Below are 22,636 nucleotides of genomic sequence, written 5' to 3' on the forward strand. Positions count from 1 at the left end.
CGCGCCTTGGTGTAAAATAGAAAAGCCCGCTATAAGGCGGGCTTTTCGTGTTGGTGAGTGTAGGAAATTAGAGGGGACAGGATACCGGCGTGCTGCAACACCGTCCGGAATCGGCGCTAAGTAAGTTAATCTTTTTGGAAACGCTGACGAATCGTCTGCTGTCCATCTGAAATAACTGCCTGATAGAGGCCCTGTGGAAGAGCCGCTACGCCAATATGGCCCTGGCCGTCGTAAGCAGCCTGCTTCATTTCGTAGCCGCGCAGGTCGTATACCTTCACGCTATAGGCACTGGCCTTCTCAACTGGCACCGACACGTTCAGCGTCATGGTTGCGGGGTTAGGATACAGGCGAATAGCAGCTTGATCAGCCGCTGCATCTGTCGTTGCCATCTGGCGGAGTGCCGTGCCACCTAGTGAAGTAGCCAGCGAAGCGCGGCTGCCGCCGGTGCCGAACAGCGCGTTCATGCGCGTGCTCTGGCCCGTCGAGAACATATACATGCAGGCGTCGTCGGTGTAGTCCATGTAGTTCATCGACATGTCGCCCTGGTTATTGCAGGTTATATGCGGGAACGAGGGGCAGCCATAGTTGGCGGTCTGCTGGGTGGGCGTGTCACTAACCAAGTCATTGCCGCAGCTGGCATCTCCCCAGATGTGGCGCAGGTTCAGCCAGTGGCCTACTTCGTGCGTGGCCGTACGGCCTTTGTTGTATGGCGCAGCCGAGCCACCGGGCAAAGAGGAATACAGTACTACCACGCCATCGGTGCTGGCTGCGCCGCCCGGAAACTGCGCATAGCCGAGCAGTCCATTGCCTAGGTTACACACCCACAGGTTGAGGTATTGGCCAGCAGGCCAAGCATCATCGCCGCCGCGCTTCGAGTTTTTCACGGCGTCGTTTGTGCTCCAAGAGCGGGTTTTGGTCGATTTGCGGATGATGCCGGTCGTCGCATTGCCGCTAGGGTCACGCTTCGCCAGCACAAACTGGATGTTAGTGTTGGCCGCCAACCCTGAAAAAGCCGCTGGTACTAGGCCAGCATCAGAGTTCAGTTTGGCAAAATCCTTATTCAGAACATCAATCTGCGCCGTAATCTGCGACGCAGGCACGTTCTCAGCGGCGGTGTTATAGAGCACGTGCACAACCACCGGAATCGTAACGATGCCCGCTGTGGCACGGCTGGCAACCGGGTTGGCTTCGAAGGCGCGGGTCTGCGCTTCTACCGTGGCCATACGCTGAGCCAAGGAAGGATCGGCGGCCATCTGAGCCTGCAGCACTTCCATGGCAGCACAGCTGCGGCCGGATAGAGCAGGAGCGCTAGTGGGAGCCAGACGAGCTTCCTGAGCGAAAGCAGCCGAAGTCAGGCCAAGAAGAGAAAGTGCGAGGGCGTAAACATTTTTTTTCATTCGAGTGAATTGAGTGGTTGTGTGGTGGCAGAAGCAAAATGTGGAATCCAATGTATTGGGAATAATTCAATAACACACGGCTTAGAATGCGAGAATTTTATGAAAATGGCCTTTTTGGCGAATGAAGAGGCAAAAAAAGTGTTGATATTCTGGAAACTGCCAACACAAAAAAAGCCCCGACATCTTGTCGGGGCTTTTTGCCATTATTTCGAAAAACTACTCCTCTACGGAGAAGCCCGGAATAAAGTTTGGGTAGCGTTCCATGTGAATCTTGCTCACGTGCCGCGTGATGAGGGCCCGCAGTTCGTCGATGTTTTCACGCTCCTGTGCCGAGATGAAAATGACCGGGTCATGGAGCTTGGCCATATACGTGTCCTGTAGCTGCTCCAAGGTAGGCCGCACCGGCTCGTCCTCATCAATGTTCATATCCTCGAACTCGGGCGAGGCAGGGGCGTCGGCGCGGTACTGGTCAATCTTATTGAAGACGAGTAGCATGGGTTTGTCGGCGGCTTCAATGTCCTTGAGCGTCTCATTCACTACCTCCATCTGCTCTTCGAAAGTAGGGTGGGAAATGTCCACTACATGAATCAGCAGGTCGGCTTCCCGGATTTCGTCGAGGGTGCTTTTGAAGCTCTCAATCAGGCGGGTCGGCAGCTTGCGGATAAACCCAACGGTGTCGGAGAGCAGGAAGGGAATGTTGTCGAACACAATTTTGCGCACCGTAGAGTCGACGGTGGCAAACAACTTGTTTTCGGCAAATACATCGGAGCGGCTCAGCAGGTTCATGATGGTGCTTTTGCCCACGTTGGTGTACCCAACCAAGGCCACTCGCACCACGCCGCCGCGCGACTTGCGCTGAGTGTGGCTCTGCCTATCGAGGTCCTTAAGCTTCTCTTTCAGGAAGTCAATCCGCTCCCGCACTACGCGTCGGTCCGTCTCGATTTCGGTTTCACCTGGTCCACGCTGGCTCACGCCACCGCCACGCTGCTTGTCCAAGTGAGTCCAGAGACCGGTGAGGCGGGGTAGCAGGTACTGGTACTGGGCCAGCTCTACCTGCGTGCGGGCCGTGGCCGACTTAGCCCGGCTGGCGAAAATATCGATGATAAGCAGGCTGCGGTCCACAATTTTGACCTTCAGCTCAGCTTCTAGGTTGCGTAGCTGCGAAGGCGAGAGGTCATCGTCGAAGATGACCATGCTGGTCCCCGAATGCTGCACGTACGCCTTGATTTCCTCGAGCTTACCCTCCCCCACAAACGTGCGGATATCGGGCTTGTCGAGGCGCTGTACAAAGCGTTTCGTGACCGTCACGCCGGCCGTTTCGGCCAGAAAGGCTAGCTCGTCAAGGTATTCCTGGGTGCGGGCGTCAGCCTGGCGCTTGTCAGGCACGGCCACCAGCACGGCTGATTCGGCTTCCACCGAAGTTTCGTAGGTGGCTTCTTTGTTGCCTTTGGCCAGAATGCGGCCTGCGCGGCCCTTGGCGCTATCCACGGCGCCAGGGTGGCGGGTGCTGTTGGTATGCTGGCGGCCGCCGGAGTTGGGTTTCTTCGCCATGAGGAGAATGAGCTAAAGTACGGGAGGGAATAGGGAGTGCGGGGATGGGCAGACAAGCCGTAGTACGCTCTACGTTGAATGCTACTTCAGGGTCAGCGAATAGGCAACTACCTGCTGAATCTGGGCTTCGGTGAGCTGGCCTTTGAAAGCGGGCATCTTGCCCAGGCCCTGCGTCACCATGTACACGCGGCCAGCGGTATTGAGGTTGCTCTTGGTGAGGTCGTGGGCGCCGTTGATGCCGCGCTTACCATCGAGGCCGTGGCAAACTTCGCAATTCTGCTGAAACAGAGCCTTACCTGCGGCTAGAATAGGCTTTTCGGGACTAGAAGCTGTAGCGCTGGCATCAGTAGCAGGTGGGGTAGCCGCTGCAATAGTGGCCGCATCGGTAGTGGAGAGGCCACTGGCGTGGCGAGCCGTGGTGTCTTCGATGGGCACGGCAGCATCAGGGGTGGCGGTGGTTTCGGCGAGGCCAGGCAGCACGGCGGCCGTGGCTGGCACAGCAGGGCGTTGCAGGGCAAGGCTACCGGTTTCGGCCAGGCCGTATACATACAAGAAGCCCAGCAGCGTGAGCACCACACCTAGTTTATTCTGGCGGCGCATGGCCGCAATACCTACCGGCAGCAGCAATAGTACCAAGGCTAGTTTGGTCCAGAGCCAGGCGGGTACCCGGCCCGGGTACTGCGCCAGCAGCGCGCCTCCCGATACCAGAATCAGCAGGCCCAGCACCGAATCCACGATGCGGGTGCGGGCACGCAGGCTGCGCAGCGCCTCTTGGCGGCTCAACAACAATAGTCCCGCTTTCAGGGCGAAAAACAACAGAAACGCCAGCACTACCACAAGGTGCAGGCGCAAAAGAAGGCTAGAAACGGCCATTTTGTGAGGTGAGGAAGTGAAAAGTGCGAAGGCGACGCTCCCGACAGTCGGGCAAAGGTACTGCACGCACAAGCGCGGCTATAGCATCGGCTGGCAACAAGTTTCGGCTGCACATTCTAACCGCACCCCGGTTGCGCCGTACCTTTGCGCCGGCTCCGATGTCTCCCGGCCACCTCATTGCTACTTACTTCCTGACCACAAAGAATGCGCGTCGCCATCGTCATCAACACCTCCTGGAACATCTGGAATTTCCGCCGCAGTCTGGTGCAGGCCCTGCAGGCCGCCGGGCACGAGGTGCTGGCTATTGCGCCGCCCGATGCCTACTCGGAGCGCCTCGAAACAGAGCTTGGCTGCCGCTACGTGCCCATTCCGATGGAAAACAAGGGCACCAATCCCATCAAGGATGCCTTGCTCACGCGCCAGTTCTACGACATTTACCGCCGCGAAAAGCCCGATGTGGTGCTACACTATACCATCAAGCCCAACATCTACGGCACGCTAGCGGCCCGGCTGGCCGGCATCCCAAGCGTGAACAACGTGAGTGGGCTGGGTACGGTGTTCATCGTGAAAAACCTGGTGAGTAAGGTGGCACTAGGACTCTACCGCTTCGCATTTCGGTTTCCGCGCAAAGTGTTTTTCCAGAATGACGATGACCGGCAGCTGTTTCTGCAGCACGGCCTGGTGCGCCCCGCCATTACAGACCTGCTGCCTGGCTCCGGCGTGGCCACCGACAAGTTCCGGCCCGCGGCCACCTTCACCCGCAACCAGCCCTTCACGTTTCTGATGATTGCGCGGGTGCTCTACGAGAAGGGGGTAGAAGAATATTTTGAGGCGGCCCGCTTGGTGCGCGAGGCTGTGCCCGGCACCCGCATTCAACTGCTGGGCGGTATTGATGAGAGTGGCGGCGTTGGCGTGAAGCGGGCTGTGTTTGAGCAGTGGCTGACGGCCGGCAACGTAGAGTACCTGGGCACATCCGACGACGTAGCGGCCCAGATTCGGCAGGCCGACTGCGTGGTGCTGCCCAGCTACCGCGAAGGCACGCCCAAAACCCTGCTCGAAGCCGCCGCCATGGCCAAACCTATCGTCACGACGGACGTGCCCGGCTGCCGCGAAACCGTGGTAGATGGCCAGAACGGCCTGCTCTGCGAAGTGCGCAACGCCTCGGACCTGGCGGCCAAAATGCTGCAGATTCTGCGTCTTTCCGATGCTGAGCTGGAGCAGATGGGCCGCGCTGGCCGCCACCTCGCCGAAACCAAGTTTGACGAGCGAATCGTCCTGAATAAATACCTGCAGGAAGTAGCCGCCGTGGGCCGCAACTAAAACCAGCGCGTTCCGGCTGAGGCCAAATCTGCCTACCTTGCGGCGCGGTAAAGCCCTCCGTACCTATAGAGATAAATCAGTTACATGGAGTTTAAGCAGTTCGATATTCCGGACGTGGTGGAAGTGCTGCCGCGGGTATTCGGAGATGCCCGCGGGGCATTTTTTGAGTCGTTCAGTGCCCAGCGTATGAAGGAAGCCGGCATCGAAGGCGACTGGGTACAGGACAATCAGTCGCGCTCCGACCGGGGCGTGGTGCGAGGCCTGCATTTCCAGCAACCACCTTATGCGCAGGCCAAGCTAGTGCGCGTAGCAGCCGGCCGCGCCCTAGATGTGATAGTAGATATCCGCCGCAACTCGCCTACTTATGGCCGGCATCTGGCAGTGGAGCTGGATGCGGAGCGCTACAACATGCTGTATGTGCCGGTTGGGTTTGCCCACGGTTTCACGGCGCTGGAAGACAACACGCTCTTCCTATATAAGTGCACCAACTACTACGCCCCACAAGCGGAAGGTGGTCTACTCTGGAACGACCCTGCGCTAGGTATTAACTGGGGAGTGCATAATCCTACCATCTCTGCCAAAGACCAGGTGCTGCCCACCCTGGCCGAATTCGACAGCCCCTTTTAGGATAGGAGGGAACAACCCCCTTGGCATCGTGAGCAAAGCGAAGGACCTTCTTACATCTGAACAGAATCGTTCAAGCGTAAGAAGGTCCTTCGCTTTGCTCACGATGAGTGCATTACTCGTGCACTTACCGCTACCTGACTTATACCAGTTCCAGCAGTGTTTCCAGGCCCATGCCGCGCGAGCCTTTAATCAGGATTTGGCGGTCCTTCATGTTTTGGGTTTGTAGCCAGGCCGCCGCTTCGGGTTTGGTGGCGAAGTAGTGGAAAGCAGAACTGGCCTCGGCAGCCCGCACCATATCCGACCCGATGAGCACAACGGTGCCCAGTGGCAGGCCCTGTAGCAGTGTGCCCAGTGCCTGGTGTTCTGCAAGGCTTTCTTGCCCCAGCTCAAACATGTCGCCGAGAATAACCACCTTGGCCGAGTTCGGAACGCCGGGCCGAGCGGCAAAGCTGCGTAGAGCCGCCGCCATGCTGCTGGGGTTGGCATTGTAGGCGTCCAGCACTACCTCGTTCTGGCTGGTTTTTACCAGCTGTGAGCGGTTATTAGTAGGTGCGTAGTCGGCCAGCGCCTGCGCAATATCAGCGGCCGGTACCTCAAAATAAGCTCCCACAGCAGCGGCGGCGGCCAGGTTCGGGAAGTTATAGTCGCCGGTGATGTGAGCCTCCGCCACCGACCCATCGAAGAGGCGCAACACTACCTGCGGCGCCGCACTGATAAGGGTAGCCGGATACGTGTCGGCGGGGCCGGGGTATGTGACGCGCTGTTGCACTACCTCAGCCAAAGCGGGCAACTTCGGGTCCAGCGTATTTACGAAGGCCGTACCGTCTACTTTCGCCAGGAACCGGAACAGTTCCGACTTGCCCCGCGCAATGCCGGTTTCGCCCCCAAACCCTTCCAAGTGGGCCTTGCCAATGTTGGTGATAAGGCCATGCGTAGGCGCCGCAATCCGGCACAGAAGATCTATTTCGCCTTGGTGGTTGGCCCCCATTTCCACAATGGCCAGCTCATGCTCGCCGGGCCGGATGCTGAGCAGCGTCAGGGGTACCCCAATGTGGTTGTTGAGGTTGCCGCGCGTGTATTGCACCCGGTAGCGGCGGCTGAGCACAGCATGCACCAGTTCCTTGGTAGTGGTTTTGCCATTCGAGCCCGTGATGGCCAACACCGGAATAATGAGCTGCTGCCGATGGTAGTGGGCCAGATCCTGCAGCGTTTGCAGTGGGTCGGGGGCGTAGGTATAGCGGTCTGGCGCCTGCTGGGCCAGTGCGGCATCATCTACTACAGCGTAGCGGGCACCTTGCGCCAGTGCCTGAGGGGCGAAGTCGGCCCCGCGAAAGGTGGGCCCGTTGAGGGCAAAGAACAGCGTATTCGCTTGTTGCTGGCGCGAATCGGTGCTGACACTGGTGCAGGCGCGAAACCGGTCGTAGAGCGCCGCTATATCTTCCATGAGTAGTAACTTAGGGCTTGATTTTTGTGTTCTGCTGGCAATAATCGGTGTTCTCCCGGAAAACAACTTCTCGTCTATGACTCAACGCGTTATTCATTCGTTTTCCGTTCTGATTCTGCTGCTCGCGGTTGGTTTGCCCACTGTAGCAACTGCCCAAAATACGGCTTTTGGCTTTGAATTCCGGGATGTGGCAAAAGTAGTGCAGGCCGGCGATACCCTGCGCAGCCCCTGGGCCGGTGGCCTCGACTCGCCCCAGTTTTCCAGCCTCGACCTGAACGGCGACAGCCAAAACGACTTGTTCATCTTCGACCGGCGCACACGGCGGGTGCTGACGTTCCTCAATGCGGCCGCGCCTGGTGGCGGCCGCCAGTGGCAATATGCTCCCGACTACGCGCTGCTGTTTCCGGCAGACCTGCAGAACTGGGCCCTGCTGCGCGACTATGATTGCGACGGCCGTCCGGATCTGTTTACCAGCGCCAACAATGGTAACGATGTCCGGGTATTCAGAAACGTGGCAGGCGTGGGTGGGCGGCCGCAGTTTCAGCTCGTAGTTGCTCAGATTCGGGCTGCATTTGCCGGTTCCTCTCCCATCAATATCAACACGGGCAATAACCTGCCTTCTATTAAGGATGTGGATGGCGACGGCCGCCTCGATATTCTGGTCGTCGACTGGGACAGTAACCGCATTATCTCACAGTACCAGAACATCAGTACCGGCTCCTGCGGCGGGCTCAGCTTTGAGCTGACCAATCAGGTGTGGGGCAACATCCGGAATTGCCTGGGTACATGCGGCTCCTACCTGTTCAGCGCTACGCCTGTCATTTGCCGCCCCGGCCAGGTGCAGCACACCTTTGGCAGCAACCTGACGCTCGTTGACCTAGACGGTGACGGCGACCAGGACGCGCTGATGGGCCGCGACTATTGCACCGAGTTGGTATCGATGCTGAACCAGGGCACGCCGCAGTCGGCTGCCATGACCAGTGCTAATACCAACTTCCCAACGGCTGCTACTGCTGTCCGGCTTCCCTATTTTCCGGCTGCTTATCACCTTGACGTGAACTTTGATGGCCGCCCCGATCTACTGGTGGCGCCCAACGTTTACGACAACCTCGACAGCATTGAAATGCGCCGCACGGTGCGCTACTACGAAAACACCAGTACCGGTGCGGCACCTGTTTTTGACTTTCGGCAGCCCGATTTTCTGCAGAAGGAGATGATTGAAACCAGCACGCAGGCCGCGCCGGTATTTCTGGACGTAGATGCCGATGGCCGGCAAGACCTGCTGGTTTCTGGTCTGCGCCGCGACGCGCCGGGTGGCTTTCTGGTAGCGTCGCTGGCTTATTACCGCAATACTGGTACCGCTACACGCCCGGTATACCAGCTCATCACGAGCGACTATCTAAACCTGTCGTCCAAGAAGTTCGGTGGGCTTCGGCCTACCATCGCCGACCTGAACCGCGACGGTGCGCCGGACCTGGTGTGCATCGGCTACTACTCCATTGGTCGGCGGCAGTTTTTGGGCTACTACCAGAATCTGGCCGCTGCCGGCCAGGCCCCGAATTTCGACACGGCCACGATGCGGTACATTGAAAACGTGCCGAACGATGCCGATGATGCCGTGACGTTCTTTGACGTGGATAACGACGGCTACCTGGATATGCTGTACGGCACCTATTCTAACCGCTCTGACTTTCCAGCGGGCCAAGGCCTGTGGTACTTCCGCAACAATGGCACCAGCCCGGTGGAAAGTGCCTTTGTGTTGACCAACAGCGACTTTGGACAAATTCGTACGGCAGCGGGCACGCGTCCGGCTAAACTGTACCCAATTGTGGCGGACTTTGATGGCGACACCATGCCGGATCTGGTAACTATAGATGCTACTGGCACGGTAAAGTTTTTTGCCAACCTCCGGGCCCAAAACGGCATTTTCCTGGAGCGTACCAGCCTGTTTTATAACGCCGCCACCGGCGCCTACGATGATGGCTACCTCGGCAACCGGGAGTCTAACCACTTCGCGCTGGCTGCCGCTGATGTGAATGGGGATGGTGCCCCGGAACTGTTCATCGGGACGGAAGCCGGAGGCGTGCTGGCTGCCACCACGCGAAACCGGGTGCTGAGCACCCGTGGTGCTGCCACCCAGGCGCTGCCCCTCTCGCTCTACCCCAACCCCGCCACAGCTACTACCACCGTGGAGGCCGCGCGCCCCGTAAGCCTGAGCCTTCTCGACCTCACTGGCCGGGTGGTCCGTACTGCCGCTACGCCCGCTCGCCAGCACCACCTCGACCTGCGCGGCCTAGCCGCTGGCCTCTACCTGGTTCGTTGCCAGACTGCTGACGGCCAGATAGGTATTCAGCGGCTGGTAGTGAAATAACCCAAAAACAGCCGAAGTCTCCACCTAAGTAAAATGCCCCTGTTACCACATTGGTAGCCGGGGCATTTTACTTGGGTTAGTGAGAGCAGTTGAGTTTAGCGTGCTACCTCTTCTGATTGGGTCAGTTCGAAGGGGTCGGCGTCCTGGAGCGCTGGAAACCGTTCCCTGAACGCCTCCAGATCGGCGCGGCGGAGGGAGCGGGTGATACCGGTTTCCTGGTTTCCCACCTCCACCAGATATTCGCCACGCATGTCAAGCAGGGCAGAGTCGCCGGCGTAGGCCAAGCTGTTGCCATCGATGCCCACGCAATTCACTCCCATTGTATAGGCCAGGTTTTCTATGGCCCGGGCCCGTAGCAGCGTCATCCAGGCGGTGCGGCGCGAGGCCGGCCAGTTCGCTACATACAGCAGTAGGTCGTAGGGCTGGTGCATGGGGTTGCGGCTCCAGACCGGAAAGCGCAGGTCGTAGCAGACCAGTGGACAGATGCGCCAGCCGCGCCATTCCTCAATCAGGCGCTCAGTACCGGCTGTGTAAACGTTCTGCTCGCCGGCTATCGAAAACAGATGGCGCTTGTTGTAATAGCTGATGCTGCCATCGGGGCGCACCCATAGCAGACGGTTGAAATAACTCCCCTGCTCGTCCCGAATAATAATACTGCCGGCAATAACGGCATCACGGGCAACGGCCAATTCCTGCATCCAGGCCACAGTTGGGCCCGACATGGTTTCTGCCAGTTGGGGCGCATCCATGCTGAAGCCAGTAGTGAACATTTCGGGCAGTACAATCAGGTCGGTGGCAATGGATATTTCACCAATATGCCGCTGCAGCTCCGCACGATTAGCTGCCGGATCGTGCCACTGTAAGGAGGCTTGCACAAAAGAAACGGTGAGGTCAGCCATGGAGGTGAAGCAACAATGAAGAGCAGGGCAGAAATACGGTGTACACCAACGCCTCAAAAGGTAAGCTATTGGCAAGTAGAATAATGCTATAATTTATATAATTATTTCATATCAATGGGGCCGCGGGTTTGCTATTGTATCTTAGATATAGTGCTTGAAATATACGAGTAGTTGTAACTGAGTAGATTGCAACAGAGGCAGGCTGCAAGTATGGCGCTTACACTTATAAGGGTGAGTGGCCTGCGCAGTTACAGACCAACCAACCGCTGTGCCGCCGCATGCAATGTGCTATCCTGCTTCGCGAAGCAGAATCGGATCAGCCCGTCGTCGTGGCCATCATGATAGAAAGCGGAAACGGGCACTACTGCCACACCCGCTTCACGTGTGAGCCGCTGGGCAAACGCCACATCCCCTTCGGCAGAAATCTGCCGGTAGCGGGCCAGCTGAAAATAGCCGCCGGGCACGGGCAGCAGTTCAAAGCGGGAGCCCGCCAGTAGGCTGCGGAACAGGTCGCGCTTGTACTGGTAGAAGTCTGGCAGGCTCTGGTCGTGGGTAGTATCGGTTTCCAGGGCATCGGCCAGCGCGTGCTGCGTAGGAGTACTCACGGCGAAAGTCAGAAACTGATGCACCCGGCGTACCTCTGCCGTAAGAGCAGCCGGAGCTATGCAATAGCCCATTTTCCAGCCCGTAGCGTGGTACGTTTTGCCGAAAGAAGACAGTACGAAGGCCCGCTCCCGCAACTCCGGATGCAGAAGCACGCTTTGGTGCGGCTGCTCATCAAATACCATATGCTCATACACTTCGTCGCTGAGTACGAACGTATCGGTGTCGCGCAGCAGGTCCGCAAGCAGGTGCAGATCCTGAGCGCTCAGCACCGCGCCGCTGGGGTTGTGCGGTGAGTTGAGCATAATAAGCCGGGTGCGCGGCGTGAGAGCGGCCCGTACCCGGTCCCAGTCGGGGCGGAAGTCGGGGGCTTCCAAAGGCACATAAATCGGTACGCCTCCCTGAAGCCGAATGGCCGGACCATAAAGGTCATAGGCAGGTTCTAGCACCAGCACTTCATCTCCCGGATGCACCACGGCTGCCAGCACCGCATAAAGCGCCTCCGTTGCGCCGCAAGTTATGGTTACTTCTGTGGCTGGGTCGGGAGCCGACACGCCGTAGACGCGGGCCGTTTTGTGGGCAATGGCTTCGCGCAGGCGCAGCAGACCCGGCATTGGAGCATATTGGTGATGGCCGGGCGTGGTGGCGTGCCGAGCCAGCGCCTGCTGCAACGCCACTGGTGGGTCGTAGTCTGGGAAGCCCTGCGCCAGATTGATGGCACCACACTCCTGCGCCAACTGGGTCATCAAGGAGAAAATGCTGGTACCGATGTCGGGCAGCTTGGAAACGAGGACAGGACGGGCCATGTGGGTATTTCGGCAGTCAGGATGAACGGCCAAAATACACAACGGTCCGCAGATCAGGTGCCCGTACCAGCCTTGCAGTAGCTACTAACTAGTGCGCGGCTACCTCTGCCGAGATATTGCGCATAGCGCCTACCATGCGCACCGGCAGGCCAGTGGCATCATGAATAACGCAGGCACGGTCCTGAATGGTGAGGTATATGCCATCGGAGCGCCGCAGCCGGAATTCAGATTCCAGCAGCTTGGCGCTGGTCGTCAGGTCGTCCTGCACGCCGTTGGTCACCCGCTCCAAATCATCGGGGTGGATGAGACTGAGCCAGAACGAGACAGTCTCGGTGTCCGGGCGGGGTGGGTAGCCCACCATCTGCCAGAACTCTTCGCTGTACCACATGCGGCCCGAAGTCATATCCCAGTCCCACATCAGGTCGTTGGTGGCACGGGCCATCAACTCAAACAGCTCACGGCCGCGGCGCTCCTGAATTTCAGTGCGCTTCTGCTCATCAATGTCGGTGGAGGTGCCCAGCCAGCCGAGCAGACGGCCACCGGTGGCATACAGCGGTACTACCCGGTCGAGGTACCAGCGGTAGCGGCCGTCCTGGCCACGCCAGCGCAGATGCAGCTCCATGGTTTTGCCATTAGGCAAATGGCGCAACTGGGCTTCGGCAGCTTCCGCCCGGTCTTCGGGGTGCAGATATTCCACGAAGCCGCCGTCAGCAAGGGCATTGGCAGGCGCTCCAGTATAGCTGTGCCAGCGCTTATTGCAATGAATGACGGTGCCATCAGGCGTGGAAAGCCAGGCCAAGTGCGGCAGCGCATCGAGCATGGGTACCGGCTGCAACTCCCGCATCAGGGTTTGGGCGGCAGCAGTTTCAGTGATATCAGACCAGAGCATAGGGGTGTGTCAGGGGGCAGGCAGAGCAGGCACGAAAGATACGGCAACTGCAAGGAATATAGGGGCGGCGGTATACCTGTACTTGACTATAGAGCAGCCATTGCCTGAAAACCGGCCGCAACAACACAAGGCAACCGATTTTCAGTGGAAGACAATGCGGGGCTACAGCGGATTTTTGAGAAGCTGCGGAAAGGCTTTGCGGAATTTCAGCACCTTCGGAGTCGAGACAGACTGCACATAGGGGTTGTCGCCGTGCAGGCGGAAATAGCCCTGGTGATAGTCTTCGGCGGGCCAGAACTTAGTGAAGGGCGCCACCTGCGTTACAATAGGATTCGGGTAGTGCTTGGAGGCGTTGACGCGCCGGATAGTGGCGTCGATGAGCTGCTTTTCCTGCGGCGTGCGGTAAAAGGCAATAGAGCGGTACTGTGCCCCCGCATCAGGACCCTGGCGGTTGAGAGTGGTGGGGTCGTGGCCGGCCAGAAAAAACACATCCAGAAGCTGCTGGTAACTAATTTGCTTCGGGTCGTAATACACCTGGAAGCTTTCGGCGTGGTCGGTGCGGCCGCTGCCTACCTGTTCGTAAGTAGGGTTGGCCTCCTTACCGCCTGCGTAGCCTGATACCACATATTTCACGCCTTTCAGCTCCTCAAATACTTCCTCGGTACACCAGAAGCAGCCGCCCGCCAGTGTAGCTACCGCCAACCCTTTGGCCTGAGTATCGGTGGGCAGGCCGCCGGCCGTAGAGCGGCTTAGCGTCTGGGCATCGGCGGGGCGCTGCTGCGAGCAGGCAGCTGTCAGGAGAAGCAGCCCCAGAATGTAGGATTTTAGTTTTAGCAACGAACTCATTGGGAATAGGGAAGGGAGTGAAAACGGACCAACTTACGTAGTGCACCTGCTGCCGGACGTAGTATGCTGAGCCCGAAACAAGTATTGGAGGCTGAACCGTTCCAGGCCGGCAAGCCCAACCAACAAGCCCTTGGAGGCCCTGTGCCTGAACTTGAGCCGCCAAGGAAGCAGATATGCATAAGAGCCTGCTTGGCTGAATGTTTTCAGCGTAAGCCCAACAGTTGATAACCCTGCTTACTTATCTGTCGTAACACAGTTTTCTTCAAATTAATATTGATTATGTCAAATTCAGATCCGCTGGAGAGTACCGGATTGCCGGCTGCCGACAGTCCGCGGGTACGGGAGCAAACGGCAGCTCACCTGCGCAGCTTTCATAAGGAGCATGTGCATCAGCTGGGCCAGAGCGAGATGTTGAAAGCCTATTGCCAGGCTATCAGCAACTGGATACTTAACCCGAATACCAATGCGTACCAGATTGAAATGCTCTGCGACGAGATTTATCACGTAGCCCGCAGCGAAGACCTGGGAGAATGGGAGCTGTAAGCTGATGCGCGCCAGACAAAAACAAGCTGGAATTACCGCAGCACGCGTTGATGCACGGCAATGCCAGTTGGTTGACAGCAGAAACAGTAGAGGAGACAAAGCCCGGTATCCCATGAAAATGGGACAGAGTCGGAAACGCGCAGGGAAGCAGGACTACTTGCGGCAGTAGTACCAGCCACGGGCCAGACGGCCGGCTACCTGGTGTATTTGCATACCTGAGGAGTAGCGTGAAACTCTCTCTTAAACAACGAATTTGCCGGTACAAAGGCAAGCTCGTCACAGAAAGATCACGCAACGGCACCCCGGATTGCCGGTATGCCGTTGCTTTCTCCCGATCTACCAGTGGATGTAACGCCAGTTTAGCGCCGGTACGGAAAGCTGCGGCGGGCGGCTTTCACTAGGTCTTTGCTGAGGCGCTCCGGGTTGAGGGAGGCACTACCGGCGCGCTCGTAGTCGAAGCGCCATGTGAGCTGGCCGTTGCGGCAGTCATGTAGCATCAGGTTGGTAGTAGCCGTATTGGAGGGCAGACCAGCCGTAACACCGTCGTTGAGCAGGATGCGGGCGGCCAGATTGATGCCGTTGGGCATGGGTTGGTAGAGCAGCGTCTGGCCCGACAACAGTGCATCGACTCCTAAGGCTTGCTGCAACTCCTGCATCGTGTGGTTGGGCAGGTTCTCGTAGGTGATGCCAGCCGCCAGCAGGCGTTTGTTGGTTTCGCGTACATCCTGAAACTGCACGGTATAGCCATTGCCGGGTTGCTGGGCCTGCAGCTGGTCCTGCACTTGCTGTTGCAACTGATAGCCTAAGTTGCGCCGCTCCAGCAGCTGTGCCGCCGTCCAGTTCTGCTGATGCTTTTTCACGTCCTCTTCGCTCGGATTCGGCCCGGCGTAGCGGATGTCACGCAGACGAAGGCGGTCCTGTTCCACTTCAAACGGCATAATGGCTACCGTGCGGTGCGCGGTGAGGGCCGGCGCATCCAGCGTGTTGGTCGTGTAAGCCTGGCGGGTGCAGGCAGTAGCAGCCAGCAGACTGCCGGCTAACAGAAAACAGTAAACAAAGCGTGGCATACGAGGCTACGAAGTAGGAGTGAAAGCAAACAGGTTAGGAAATAGATGAGGGGAAAGCCGATGAAGTTGCCTCGCCCGTTTTACCTTACGGCGGAGCTGTTATCGGCTAACCGGAGCGCAAAAAGTAAACCAAGAAAGTTATGTGGCCTTTCGCCAAGCGCCGTTCAACGCCCTTCCTTTCTGAAAGCTTAAAGCATATTATCAGCCAGAGCCGCGAAGTGGCCATCTGCTCACGCAACGATTTTGTGGGTGCCGAGCATCTGCTGATGGCTGTTCTGGCCGAACCCACGACGTCGGCTGCCCGCGTGCTCGACCACCTGCTGGTGAGTCCACAGCTGTTTGGGCTGTGCCTGGAAGCACACATAGCGGCATACCAACTAGCACCGGAAGAGCCGCCGCCCAGTGGCAGCTTGCCTCTGACCAAAGAGCTAGAACACGCTTTTAGCAACTGCGGCCGCGTAGCCCGCGAAATGGGCACCATTGAAATAGAAGCCCTGCACCTGTTGCCGCCGCTGCTGGCACTGCCCAACGGGGCTGTGGCCAAACTGGGTGCCGAGTTTGGGCTGACATTCGAGGTGCTGCTGCCGCTGCTCAAACCATCGGCAGCATAGCAAACAGAGGAAGCGCGCCACAGTATTTCTCGGTATCTTGATGGTCCCCTTTCGCTGCGGCCGGCTTTTACATTAGAAGTGGCACTTTTTCAGCAGAACTGGGTGTTGGCCCTACACTGTTCCATTCGCTTAATCGTTTGCTTATGAAATTCTTAACGCTTGCCTGTGTGTTTGGCGGATGTAGCATGCTGGCCGCCGCGCCGGTAGTAGCCGGAAATCCGACGGGAACTTCTTCCGTAACGGTGGTAGTGTCGGCGCTGGCTTCCTCGCAGTCGGTAGTGAAGCTCTACTTCTACAACCTGCGCGACCAGTTTCTCAAGCCACAAGGCTATGCGTTTAAGAAGGTGGTGCAGCCTGGCGGCCAGCGCCAGATTACGCTGCCCGTTGATCTGCCGCACGGCGAGTGGGCCGTGGCCATCACGCAGGACATGAACAACAACGACAAGCTGGACAAGAATTTCGTGGGCATCCCGACCGAGCCGTTTGCCTTCTCCAACAACGTGCGCCCCGTAATGGCCCCACCCGATTTCAACGAGTGCAAGTTTGTGGTGGCCGGCCCCGGCAAAGTGGTCAGCATCGTCCTGACCAAGTAAGCGCCGTTACTTTTTCATCAGTATAAGCCAAAGCGGATTTCCGGTTTGCCGCCTTCTATCAGGCCACGCCGGAAATTCGCTTTGGCTTTTCCATGCCGACGGGGTTTCTTGCACTTCGTCCATTCCCAGCACATGCGTAAGCTCCTGTTGCCCGCCCTGGCGGCCCTGGCTTCGGCCGTGGCCGGCCACGCCCAAAGCCTGCCCATCCTCGACCAGAATCCGCCGGCCCTGCGCTGGCAGCAGGTGAGCACGCCACATTTTCGGGTGCTGTACCCGGCTGGGCTGGAAGAGGCGGCGCAACGCACAGCTACCCGGCTGGAGCAAGTGTATGGCCCCGGCGCGGCTACGCTCAGCGTCAGTCCGCGCCCCATTTCGGTGGTGATGCAGACGCGTACTAGTGTCAGCAATGGCTTCGTGACGTTTCTGCCGCGCCACGCCGAGTTTTTCATCACTCCGCAGCAGGGCATGGGCCTCGGCACTGTCGATTGGCTGGATGGGCTGGTGGTGCACGAGTATCGGCACGTGGGGCAGTTTGAGAAGGGCCGGCAGGGAATCGGCCGTTTCCTGAGCCCCTTGCTCGGAGATGGAGCACTGGGTGTGGCGGCGGTAGGCGTGCCGCAGTGGTTTTTTGAGGGTGACGCCGTGGGCACCGAAACGGCCCTCACGCGCAGTGGCCGGGGCCGGATTCCGGAGTTTGGCGTGGGCCTGCGCGCCAACCTGCTTTCCGGCCGCTTCTACAACTACCAGAAAGCCGCCAATGGCTCCCTGCGTGACCAGGTGCCCAACTGGTACGTGCTCGGCTACTACCTGACCTCCTACGCCAAAGCTCATTACGGCCCCGACGTCTGGGACCGGGCCCTGACCCGCTACTACCGCTTTCCGTTCTACCCGTTTTCGTTTTCCGATGGCCTGAAGCGCACCACGGGTTTGCGTGTGGAAGACCTGTACCAGCGCACCGTGCAGGAACTGGACTCGACCTGGCGGGCCGAGCAGCGCACCCTCCAACTGACGGAGGCGCAGGAACTGGCCGGGCAGTACCAAGGCAAGGTATTCACCGAGTACCAATACCCGCAATACGTGAACGACAGCACGGTGCTGGCCCTGAAAAGCGGCCTCGGCGACATTGCGCAGCTGGTGCTGCTGGACCGGCGCGGCACAGAGCGAAAAATCCATGTGCCGGGCCTGCTGAACCTACCCGAGTTGCTAAGCGTGGGCGGCGGCAAAGCCGTGTGGCCGGAGTTGCAGCCCGACGCCCGCTGGGGCCAGCGCATCTATTCCGAGTTACGCGTGCTGAACCTGCAGACCCGCCGCGTGGCGCGCCTCGGCCGCCACCACCGCTACACGGCCGCGGCCCTCTCGCCCAATGGCCAGCGGCTGGTGGCCGTGGAAACGGATACAGCCTACCACCATGCGCTGCACCTTCTGGATGCCGGCACCGGTGCCGTACTCCAGACCCTGCCCAACCCGCAAAACGACCTGTACCTGCAGCCCCGTTTTCTGCCCGATGGCCAGCACATAGCAGCCGTAGTGCTCAAGCCGGGCGGCAAAACCATCGAGGTCCTGGAGCCGGCTACCGGCACGACGCGGCCCCTGCTGCCCGTGGCTAACATCAACCTGACCAACCCGCAGCCCTGGGGCGACTATGTGCTGTACAACTCGCCGCAGTCGGGTATTGATAACATCTATGCGGTGCACGTTACTACCGGGCAGGTATTTCAAGTAACATCGAGGCCGCTGGGCGCCTATCAGGCGGCCGTTTCGCCGGATGGCCAGCGGCTAGCTTTCCACGATTACCGGGCCACCGGCGCACGCGTAGTAGAAATGCCCCTGAACCCGGCCGCCTGGCAGCCGGTGCCGGCCGCTCCGGCCGATGCGGTGCAGCCCTACGCTGCGGCGCTGGCGGCGCGGGAGCCGGGCGCGGCGGCCGTGGTGCCGCTGCTGGGCGTGGCGTCGCGCCAGGACTCGGTGGCGCGGTATCCGATGCGGCCGTATTCGGTGCTGCGCAATGCATTCAACGTGTTCAGCTGGGGTGTGGTGCAAAGCCCGACCGGCAACAGCGTGAGTCTGGGCGTCCGGTCGCAGGACGTGCTGAGCACCACGCAAGCCATTGCGGGTGTCAGCTACGACCAGAACGAGCGGACAGCGGCCGTATTCGGCGGCTTCAGCTACCAGGGCCAGTATCCGGTGCTCGATGCCGAAATCAGCCACGGCGGCCGCGACGTGACCATCCGCCGCAACGGTGCTCTGCTCCGCGACCAATGGCAGGCCACCCGCCTCACTACCGGCCTGCGCCTGCCGCTCACGCTCACCCGCTCCCGGATGCTCTCGGCCCTCACTCTAAGCAGCTACTACCTGCACGAGCGAGTCAGCGGCTACGACCTGCCGGTACGCTTCCGCTCCGAACCCGGCCCCGACCAGCCCGTGCATGCGCTCCAGACCACGCTCAGCTACGTGGCTCAGCTCAAGCAAAGTGCCCGCGACGTGGCCCCATGCCTGGGCGGCACGCTGTTGCTCACGTCGCGGCTTACGCCTTTCAGGACCGGGCTGGACGCGCGGCAGTGGGGGGCGCAAGGCAGTGTATTTCTGCCCGGCCTGGCCAAGCACCATGCGCTGCGCTTGCGCGCTGGCTACCAGTATCAGCAGCAGAGCCAGTATCAGTTTGCTTCGGCCGTGTCGTTTCCGCGTGGTGAGGGCTACGTGAGTTTTGATAGGCTGCGGGCTGCCTCCGTAGACTACTATTTGCCGCTGGCGTTTCCGCATTGGTCAGTGGGGCGGGTGCTGTACGTGCAGCGGCTGCGGGCCACTACCTTTCTGGATGTAGCGCAGGGCCGCAGCGCGGGTATATCTGGGGCCGGTAACTACCGCAATGTGGGCCTCGATGTGGCGGCACTGTTCAATGTGCTGCGCCTGCGTACGCCGCTGGAAGCTGGCTTGCGGCTGGTGGTGAACACTTACACCAATGAACTGATTCTGGAGCCGCTGGCTTTCAGCATCCGGCTGTAGGAGTCTGCCTCATATAGTCGCGAAACGGGTGCGCAGGCTGGGGTGTTTCTCATGGGGTAAGCCACTACTGCCAGTACAGGCGGCTTTTGGTGATACATTTACCTCAGTGTCCGACTATATATCTACTTAATTCTTACTGATACCCGTGAAATTTCCGCCTATTCCTGCCTTGCGTTACCTGACTATAGGTGCCACCACTACTTCCGTTATTGCTATTAGTCTTGCTTTTCGGCTTCCCGCCGATCCGGCTGAAAAGCTGGTGGAGCGCCTGCTGGCGTTTTATGCCGAAGCCCAGCCTGAAGTCAGCTACCTGCACCTCAACCAAGCTGCCTATGCCGCCGGCGAAACCGTGTGGTTTAAAGCCTACGTGGCCGATGCCCGCTACCACCGGCTCGATTCGCTCAGCCGGGTGCTGTATGTAGATGTAGTAAGTCCTTCCGGACGCCGCGTACTGCTGCGCCGTACGCTGGCGCTGCGCGGTGGCCTGGCCCACGGCGACCTGGCCCTGCCCGATACGCTGGCCCAAGGCGTGTATACGGTGCGCGCTTATACCTCCTGGATGCGCAACGCCGGGGAGCAGCTGTTTTTCTCGCGCCGTCTTCCTGTATGGCAAATGGCTTCACCGGCTACTGATGAGGTGGGCACCCCGGCCGGCAAAACAACCTCCGCCCGCCGTAGTTCGGCACGGCCAGCCGCTGCCCTGCGCCCCGACGTGCAGTTTTTTCCGGAAGGCGGCGACTACGTGGCCGGTCTGGCTACGGTAGTAGGAGTGAAGGCCATGGATGCCACCGGCACTGGCTTAGCCGTGCGCGGCGAAATCCTAGATGAGCAGAACCAGGTGCAAGCCAGCTTCAGTACGCCCGCCCTGGGCATGAGTTCTTTCAACTTCACGCCGGCCCCTGGCCGCCGCTACCACGCCCGCGTCGTATTGCCAACCGGCGCCACCGCCGACTACCCGCTGCCGGCTGCCTTGCCGGATGGCTTTGTGATGAACACGCGGGAAGCCGGCAACTCGCTGAAAGTATTTATCCGGCACCGGGCGGCAGCCGGGACATCGGCAAAACCTGCCGGGTTTAGGCTGCTGGCGCATGTGCGTGGCACACCGGTGTATATGGGGCAGGGGCAGATTCAGGCCGACGAAACCTTCTCGGCTTCATTGCCCAAAGACAAGATGCCTGCCGGCGTGCTGCACCTCACGTTGTTCGATGACCAGCAGCAGCCTCGCGCCGAACGGCTGGCGTTTGTACCCGATGCCCGCCCGCTACGCGTAACCGTGCGCCCCGATAAGTCCGGCTACGGCCCGCGCGAAGCCGTGACCGTGGATGTGGAAGTGCGCACGGCCGACGGAGCGCCGGCCGCCGCCGAGTTGTCGCTGGCCGTAACCAGTGAGGCAGGCCTGCCAGCTACTGCTACCACCGATGCTACCATCGAGTCGCAACTGCTGCTGACCTCGGAGCTGAAAGGCTACGTCGAAAATCCTGGGTACTACTTCCGCAACTCCACACCCGAAACCCGATTGGCCCTCGACCAGCTGCTGCTGACGCAGGGCTGGAGCCGCTTTGTGTGGCGGGAGCTGCTGCAGGACGTTTCGCCCGTAGCCAACTACCAGTTTCTGCCTGAGCAGAGCCTTTCGCTGGGAGGCCGGCTGGTGCGCGCCAATCAGAAGCCCGTGCCCAACGGTAGCGTGACGCTGCTGCAACAACCAAGCAGAAGCGTAAGTACCGGCCAGGCGAATGCGCAGGGGCAATTCCTGTTTATGGGCTTCAGCGGCCAAGATTCAACGAAGGTGGTAGTGCAGGCCCGCACCGAGAAAGGCAGCAGCAACGTGCTGGTGCAGCTGAATGAGCTATGGCCGCTGCCAGCTAAACCGCTACCCCTGCCGCTACTGGTACCCGCAGCTGCTCCCGAAGTAGCGGCCTACACCCAGCGTAGCCGCCGCCAGCAGGTACTGGAGCAGCAATACCGCCCCGATTCGAGCCGGAGTATTCAGCTCCGCAACGTCACGGTGAAAGGAAGCCGACCAGCAGAGCCCGCGCGTGACATTCGCTCTATTCATAGCAACCCCAGCGCGGTACTGAATCTGCGCGACATTCCGCAGGCCAATGCCTACACTGATATTTTCCAGCTGCTGCAGGGCCGCGTAGCCGGCGTGCAAGTAACCCGCAGCGGCTCTTCTTACAACGTATTGATACGGGGTATTACCAGCCTGTCGGGACCCAGCCAGCCGCTGTTTCTGCTGGATGGCGTGCCGCTGTCGGATGCGGATGCGCTGATGGGAATTTCGCCCTCCATTGTGGAGCGTATTGAAGTGCTGAAAGGCCCCTCGGCTGCCATATACGGCATGCGGGGCGGCGCTGGGGCCATTGCCGTTTTCACCAAAACCGGCAACCCCGACTACGACTACAGCAAGGAGCCCGCTGCGGGCATCGTAACGCGCCTGCTGCCGGCCTACTACCGGGCCCGCGAGTTCTATGCCCCGCGCTACGAAAAAGCCCCGGCTGCTGCTCGCCCCGACCCGCGCGCTACCACGCTCTATTGGCTGCCGCGCCTGGCCGTTTCCGCGTCCGGCACGGCCCGCTTTACCTTCTACACTGCCGACCAGGGCGGCACCTTCCGCGTCAGCGCCGAAGGCATTGGGGCTGCCGGCCAGCCGGCGCTGGGCGCGTCGGCCCTGCGCGTCACGCCCCGCTAATACCTTAGAGTTTTCGAAACGGGTGCCGGCCCAGCGCCAATCGTTCGGCCAGCTCCACGGCGCGGCGGGCGCGGGTTTCGGGTTGCTTGGCGCTGGCTACGTGCTGCGCCATGGCCCGCCGCATGGCCCCTGTCTGCCCGGCAAAGGTGGCAGCGGCCTCAGGCCACGCTTCCAGTGCTTCGGCTAGCTCTTCGGGCGGGTCCACGTGGTCGGGGTCCGGGTCGGGAGTGAGGCTGACGGTGAGGTGCTGGCCCAGCTGAATGCCGATGGCGCGGCACAGGTCTTTGTTGAGCATGAGGTAGCGCCCGCCACCGGGCAGCGGCAGCAGCCCCAGCCGCACGGCGTGGCCGTTTACGGTACCTGTCACGCGTTTCGCGCTTTTGCCGCCCAGCGCCTCCACCATTAGCGGCGGCACTACTACTATCTGGGTAGGCATGAAGCTGGGGCCGCCGGCCTCCAGCTGCGCCTGAAAAGTGTGCGAGGTTTCCATGCAGTGAAAGT

General features: G+C 59.8%; 18 protein-coding genes. 8 read left to right on the plus strand and 10 right to left on the minus strand.

The annotated features are described in order from the left end of the window. Positions 1-125: 125 nt before the first annotated feature. From H4317_RS02350 to H4317_RS02360, 3 genes are all read right to left on the minus strand, one after another. Positions 126-1,397: a M43 family zinc metalloprotease gene (locus H4317_RS02350; RefSeq protein WP_185888594.1), complete on the minus strand. Its 1,272-nt coding sequence runs from the start codon at positions 1,395-1,397 to the stop codon at positions 126-128. A gap of 216 nt (positions 1,398-1,613) precedes the next feature. Continuing rightward, positions 1,614-2,948, minus strand: coding sequence for a GTPase HflX (hflX, locus tag H4317_RS02355; protein WP_185888595.1), 1,335 nt, complete (start codon positions 2,946-2,948; stop codon positions 1,614-1,616). A gap of 81 nt (positions 2,949-3,029) precedes the next feature. Then, positions 3,030-3,821 carry a c-type cytochrome gene (locus H4317_RS02360; RefSeq protein WP_185888596.1) on the minus strand — a complete coding sequence of 264 codons (792 nt, stop codon included), beginning with the start codon at positions 3,819-3,821 and terminating at the stop codon, positions 3,030-3,032. A gap of 204 nt (positions 3,822-4,025) precedes the next feature. On the opposite strand from H4317_RS02360, the gene H4317_RS02365 reads away from it, so the two are divergent. Next, a complete protein-coding gene (locus H4317_RS02365) occupies positions 4,026-5,141 on the plus strand; it encodes a glycosyltransferase family 4 protein (protein ID WP_185888597.1) in 1,116 nt (371 codons plus the stop codon). A gap of 84 nt (positions 5,142-5,225) precedes the next feature. Continuing rightward, entirely contained in the window at positions 5,226-5,768 is a 543-nt protein-coding gene (gene rfbC, locus H4317_RS02370) for a dTDP-4-dehydrorhamnose 3,5-epimerase (RefSeq protein WP_185888598.1), read from the plus strand. Positions 5,769-5,907: 139 nt separating this feature from the next. Here rfbC and H4317_RS02375 read toward each other — a convergent pair whose 3' ends face one another. Further along, complete coding sequence (locus H4317_RS02375; RefSeq protein WP_185888599.1) at positions 5,908-7,212, minus strand: UDP-N-acetylmuramoyl-tripeptide--D-alanyl-D-alanine ligase; 1,305 nt, start codon at positions 7,210-7,212, stop codon at positions 5,908-5,910. 76 nt (positions 7,213-7,288) lie between these two features. Here H4317_RS02375 and H4317_RS02380 point away from each other — a divergent pair, with 76 nt between their 5' ends. Further along, the gene (locus tag H4317_RS02380; protein ID WP_185888600.1) at positions 7,289-9,583 is read left to right on the plus strand and encodes a T9SS type A sorting domain-containing protein; all 2,295 of its coding nucleotides are present in this window, start codon (positions 7,289-7,291) and stop codon (positions 9,581-9,583) included. A 95-nt stretch (positions 9,584-9,678) separates the two neighbouring features. Here the strand turns inward: H4317_RS02380 and H4317_RS02385 are convergent, their stop codons facing one another. From H4317_RS02385 to msrA, 4 genes are all read right to left on the minus strand, one after another. Next, positions 9,679-10,482 carry an amidohydrolase gene (locus H4317_RS02385; RefSeq protein WP_185888601.1) on the minus strand — a complete coding sequence of 268 codons (804 nt, stop codon included), beginning with the start codon at positions 10,480-10,482 and terminating at the stop codon, positions 9,679-9,681. A 248-nt stretch (positions 10,483-10,730) separates the two neighbouring features. Continuing rightward, positions 10,731-11,891: a methionine aminotransferase gene (locus H4317_RS02390; RefSeq protein ID WP_185888602.1), complete on the minus strand. Its 1,161-nt coding sequence runs from the start codon at positions 11,889-11,891 to the stop codon at positions 10,731-10,733. Positions 11,892-11,979: 88 nt separating this feature from the next. Beyond that, on the minus strand, positions 11,980-12,780 hold the full coding sequence (locus H4317_RS02395) for a PAS domain-containing protein (protein WP_185888603.1): 801 nt from the start codon (positions 12,778-12,780) through the stop codon (positions 11,980-11,982). Between the two features lie 162 nt (positions 12,781-12,942). Beyond that, positions 12,943-13,626, minus strand: a complete 684-nt coding sequence (msrA, locus tag H4317_RS02400) for a peptide-methionine (S)-S-oxide reductase MsrA (protein WP_185888604.1) — start codon at positions 13,624-13,626, stop codon at positions 12,943-12,945. A gap of 279 nt (positions 13,627-13,905) precedes the next feature. Here msrA and H4317_RS02405 point away from each other — a divergent pair, with 279 nt between their 5' ends. Beyond that, positions 13,906-14,169, plus strand: a complete 264-nt coding sequence (locus H4317_RS02405; RefSeq protein WP_185888605.1) for a hypothetical protein — start codon at positions 13,906-13,908, stop codon at positions 14,167-14,169. Positions 14,170-14,528: 359 nt separating this feature from the next. Here H4317_RS02405 and H4317_RS02410 read toward each other — a convergent pair whose 3' ends face one another. Then, on the minus strand, positions 14,529-15,236 hold the full coding sequence (locus H4317_RS02410) for a hypothetical protein (protein WP_185888606.1): 708 nt from the start codon (positions 15,234-15,236) through the stop codon (positions 14,529-14,531). Positions 15,237-15,376: 140 nt separating this feature from the next. Between H4317_RS02410 and H4317_RS02415 the strand changes: the two genes are divergently transcribed. The 4 genes from H4317_RS02415 to H4317_RS02430 all read left to right on the plus strand — a co-directional run bounded on the left by H4317_RS02415 (position 15,377) and on the right by H4317_RS02430 (position 22,135). Beyond that, positions 15,377-15,847, plus strand: a complete 471-nt coding sequence (locus tag H4317_RS02415; RefSeq protein WP_185888607.1) for a Clp protease N-terminal domain-containing protein — start codon at positions 15,377-15,379, stop codon at positions 15,845-15,847. Positions 15,848-15,990: 143 nt separating this feature from the next. Then, positions 15,991-16,440, plus strand: a complete 450-nt coding sequence (locus tag H4317_RS02420) for a DUF2141 domain-containing protein (RefSeq protein WP_260625786.1) — start codon at positions 15,991-15,993, stop codon at positions 16,438-16,440. A gap of 132 nt (positions 16,441-16,572) precedes the next feature. Continuing rightward, entirely contained in the window at positions 16,573-19,443 is a 2,871-nt protein-coding gene (locus H4317_RS02425; protein ID WP_185888608.1) for a TolB-like translocation protein, read from the plus strand. Between the two features lie 145 nt (positions 19,444-19,588). Further along, positions 19,589-22,135, plus strand: coding sequence for a TonB-dependent receptor plug domain-containing protein (locus tag H4317_RS02430; RefSeq protein ID WP_185888609.1), 2,547 nt, complete (start codon positions 19,589-19,591; stop codon positions 22,133-22,135). A gap of 4 nt (positions 22,136-22,139) precedes the next feature. Here the strand turns inward: H4317_RS02430 and H4317_RS02435 are convergent, their stop codons facing one another. Next, complete coding sequence (locus tag H4317_RS02435; protein WP_185888610.1) at positions 22,140-22,625, minus strand: YdeI/OmpD-associated family protein; 486 nt, start codon at positions 22,623-22,625, stop codon at positions 22,140-22,142. Between the last annotated feature and the right edge of the window lie 11 nt (positions 22,626-22,636).

This window comes from Hymenobacter sediminicola (assembly GCF_014250515.1).
Lineage (GTDB): Bacteria > Bacteroidota > Bacteroidia > Cytophagales > Hymenobacteraceae > Hymenobacter > Hymenobacter sediminicola.

Excerpts from the sequence above, each read along its gene's own strand:
- H4317_RS02350 (WP_185888594.1), bottom strand. The coding sequence starts at position 1,397 with ATGAAAAAAAATGTTTACGCCCTCGCACTTTCTCTTCTTGGCCTGACT.
- hflX (WP_185888595.1), bottom strand. The coding sequence starts at position 2,948 with ATGGCGAAGAAACCCAACTCCGGCGGCCGCCAGCATACCAACAGCACC.
- H4317_RS02360 (WP_185888596.1), bottom strand. The coding sequence starts at position 3,821 with ATGGCCGTTTCTAGCCTTCTTTTGCGCCTGCACCTTGTGGTAGTGCTG.
- H4317_RS02365 (WP_185888597.1), top strand. The coding sequence starts at position 4,026 with ATGCGCGTCGCCATCGTCATCAACACCTCCTGGAACATCTGGAATTTC.
- rfbC (WP_185888598.1), top strand. The coding sequence starts at position 5,226 with ATGGAGTTTAAGCAGTTCGATATTCCGGACGTGGTGGAAGTGCTGCCG.
- H4317_RS02375 (WP_185888599.1), bottom strand. The coding sequence starts at position 7,212 with ATGGAAGATATAGCGGCGCTCTACGACCGGTTTCGCGCCTGCACCAGT.
- H4317_RS02380 (WP_185888600.1), top strand. The coding sequence starts at position 7,289 with ATGACTCAACGCGTTATTCATTCGTTTTCCGTTCTGATTCTGCTGCTC.
- H4317_RS02385 (WP_185888601.1), bottom strand. The coding sequence starts at position 10,482 with ATGGCTGACCTCACCGTTTCTTTTGTGCAAGCCTCCTTACAGTGGCAC.
- H4317_RS02390 (WP_185888602.1), bottom strand. The coding sequence starts at position 11,891 with ATGGCCCGTCCTGTCCTCGTTTCCAAGCTGCCCGACATCGGTACCAGC.
- H4317_RS02395 (WP_185888603.1), bottom strand. The coding sequence starts at position 12,780 with ATGCTCTGGTCTGATATCACTGAAACTGCTGCCGCCCAAACCCTGATG.
- msrA (WP_185888604.1), bottom strand. The coding sequence starts at position 13,626 with ATGAGTTCGTTGCTAAAACTAAAATCCTACATTCTGGGGCTGCTTCTC.
- H4317_RS02405 (WP_185888605.1), top strand. The coding sequence starts at position 13,906 with ATGTCAAATTCAGATCCGCTGGAGAGTACCGGATTGCCGGCTGCCGAC.
- H4317_RS02410 (WP_185888606.1), bottom strand. The coding sequence starts at position 15,236 with ATGCCACGCTTTGTTTACTGTTTTCTGTTAGCCGGCAGTCTGCTGGCT.
- H4317_RS02415 (WP_185888607.1), top strand. The coding sequence starts at position 15,377 with ATGTGGCCTTTCGCCAAGCGCCGTTCAACGCCCTTCCTTTCTGAAAGC.
- H4317_RS02420 (WP_260625786.1), top strand. The coding sequence starts at position 15,991 with ATGAAATTCTTAACGCTTGCCTGTGTGTTTGGCGGATGTAGCATGCTG.
- H4317_RS02425 (WP_185888608.1), top strand. The coding sequence starts at position 16,573 with ATGCGTAAGCTCCTGTTGCCCGCCCTGGCGGCCCTGGCTTCGGCCGTG.
- H4317_RS02435 (WP_185888610.1), bottom strand. The coding sequence starts at position 22,625 with ATGGAAACCTCGCACACTTTTCAGGCGCAGCTGGAGGCCGGCGGCCCC.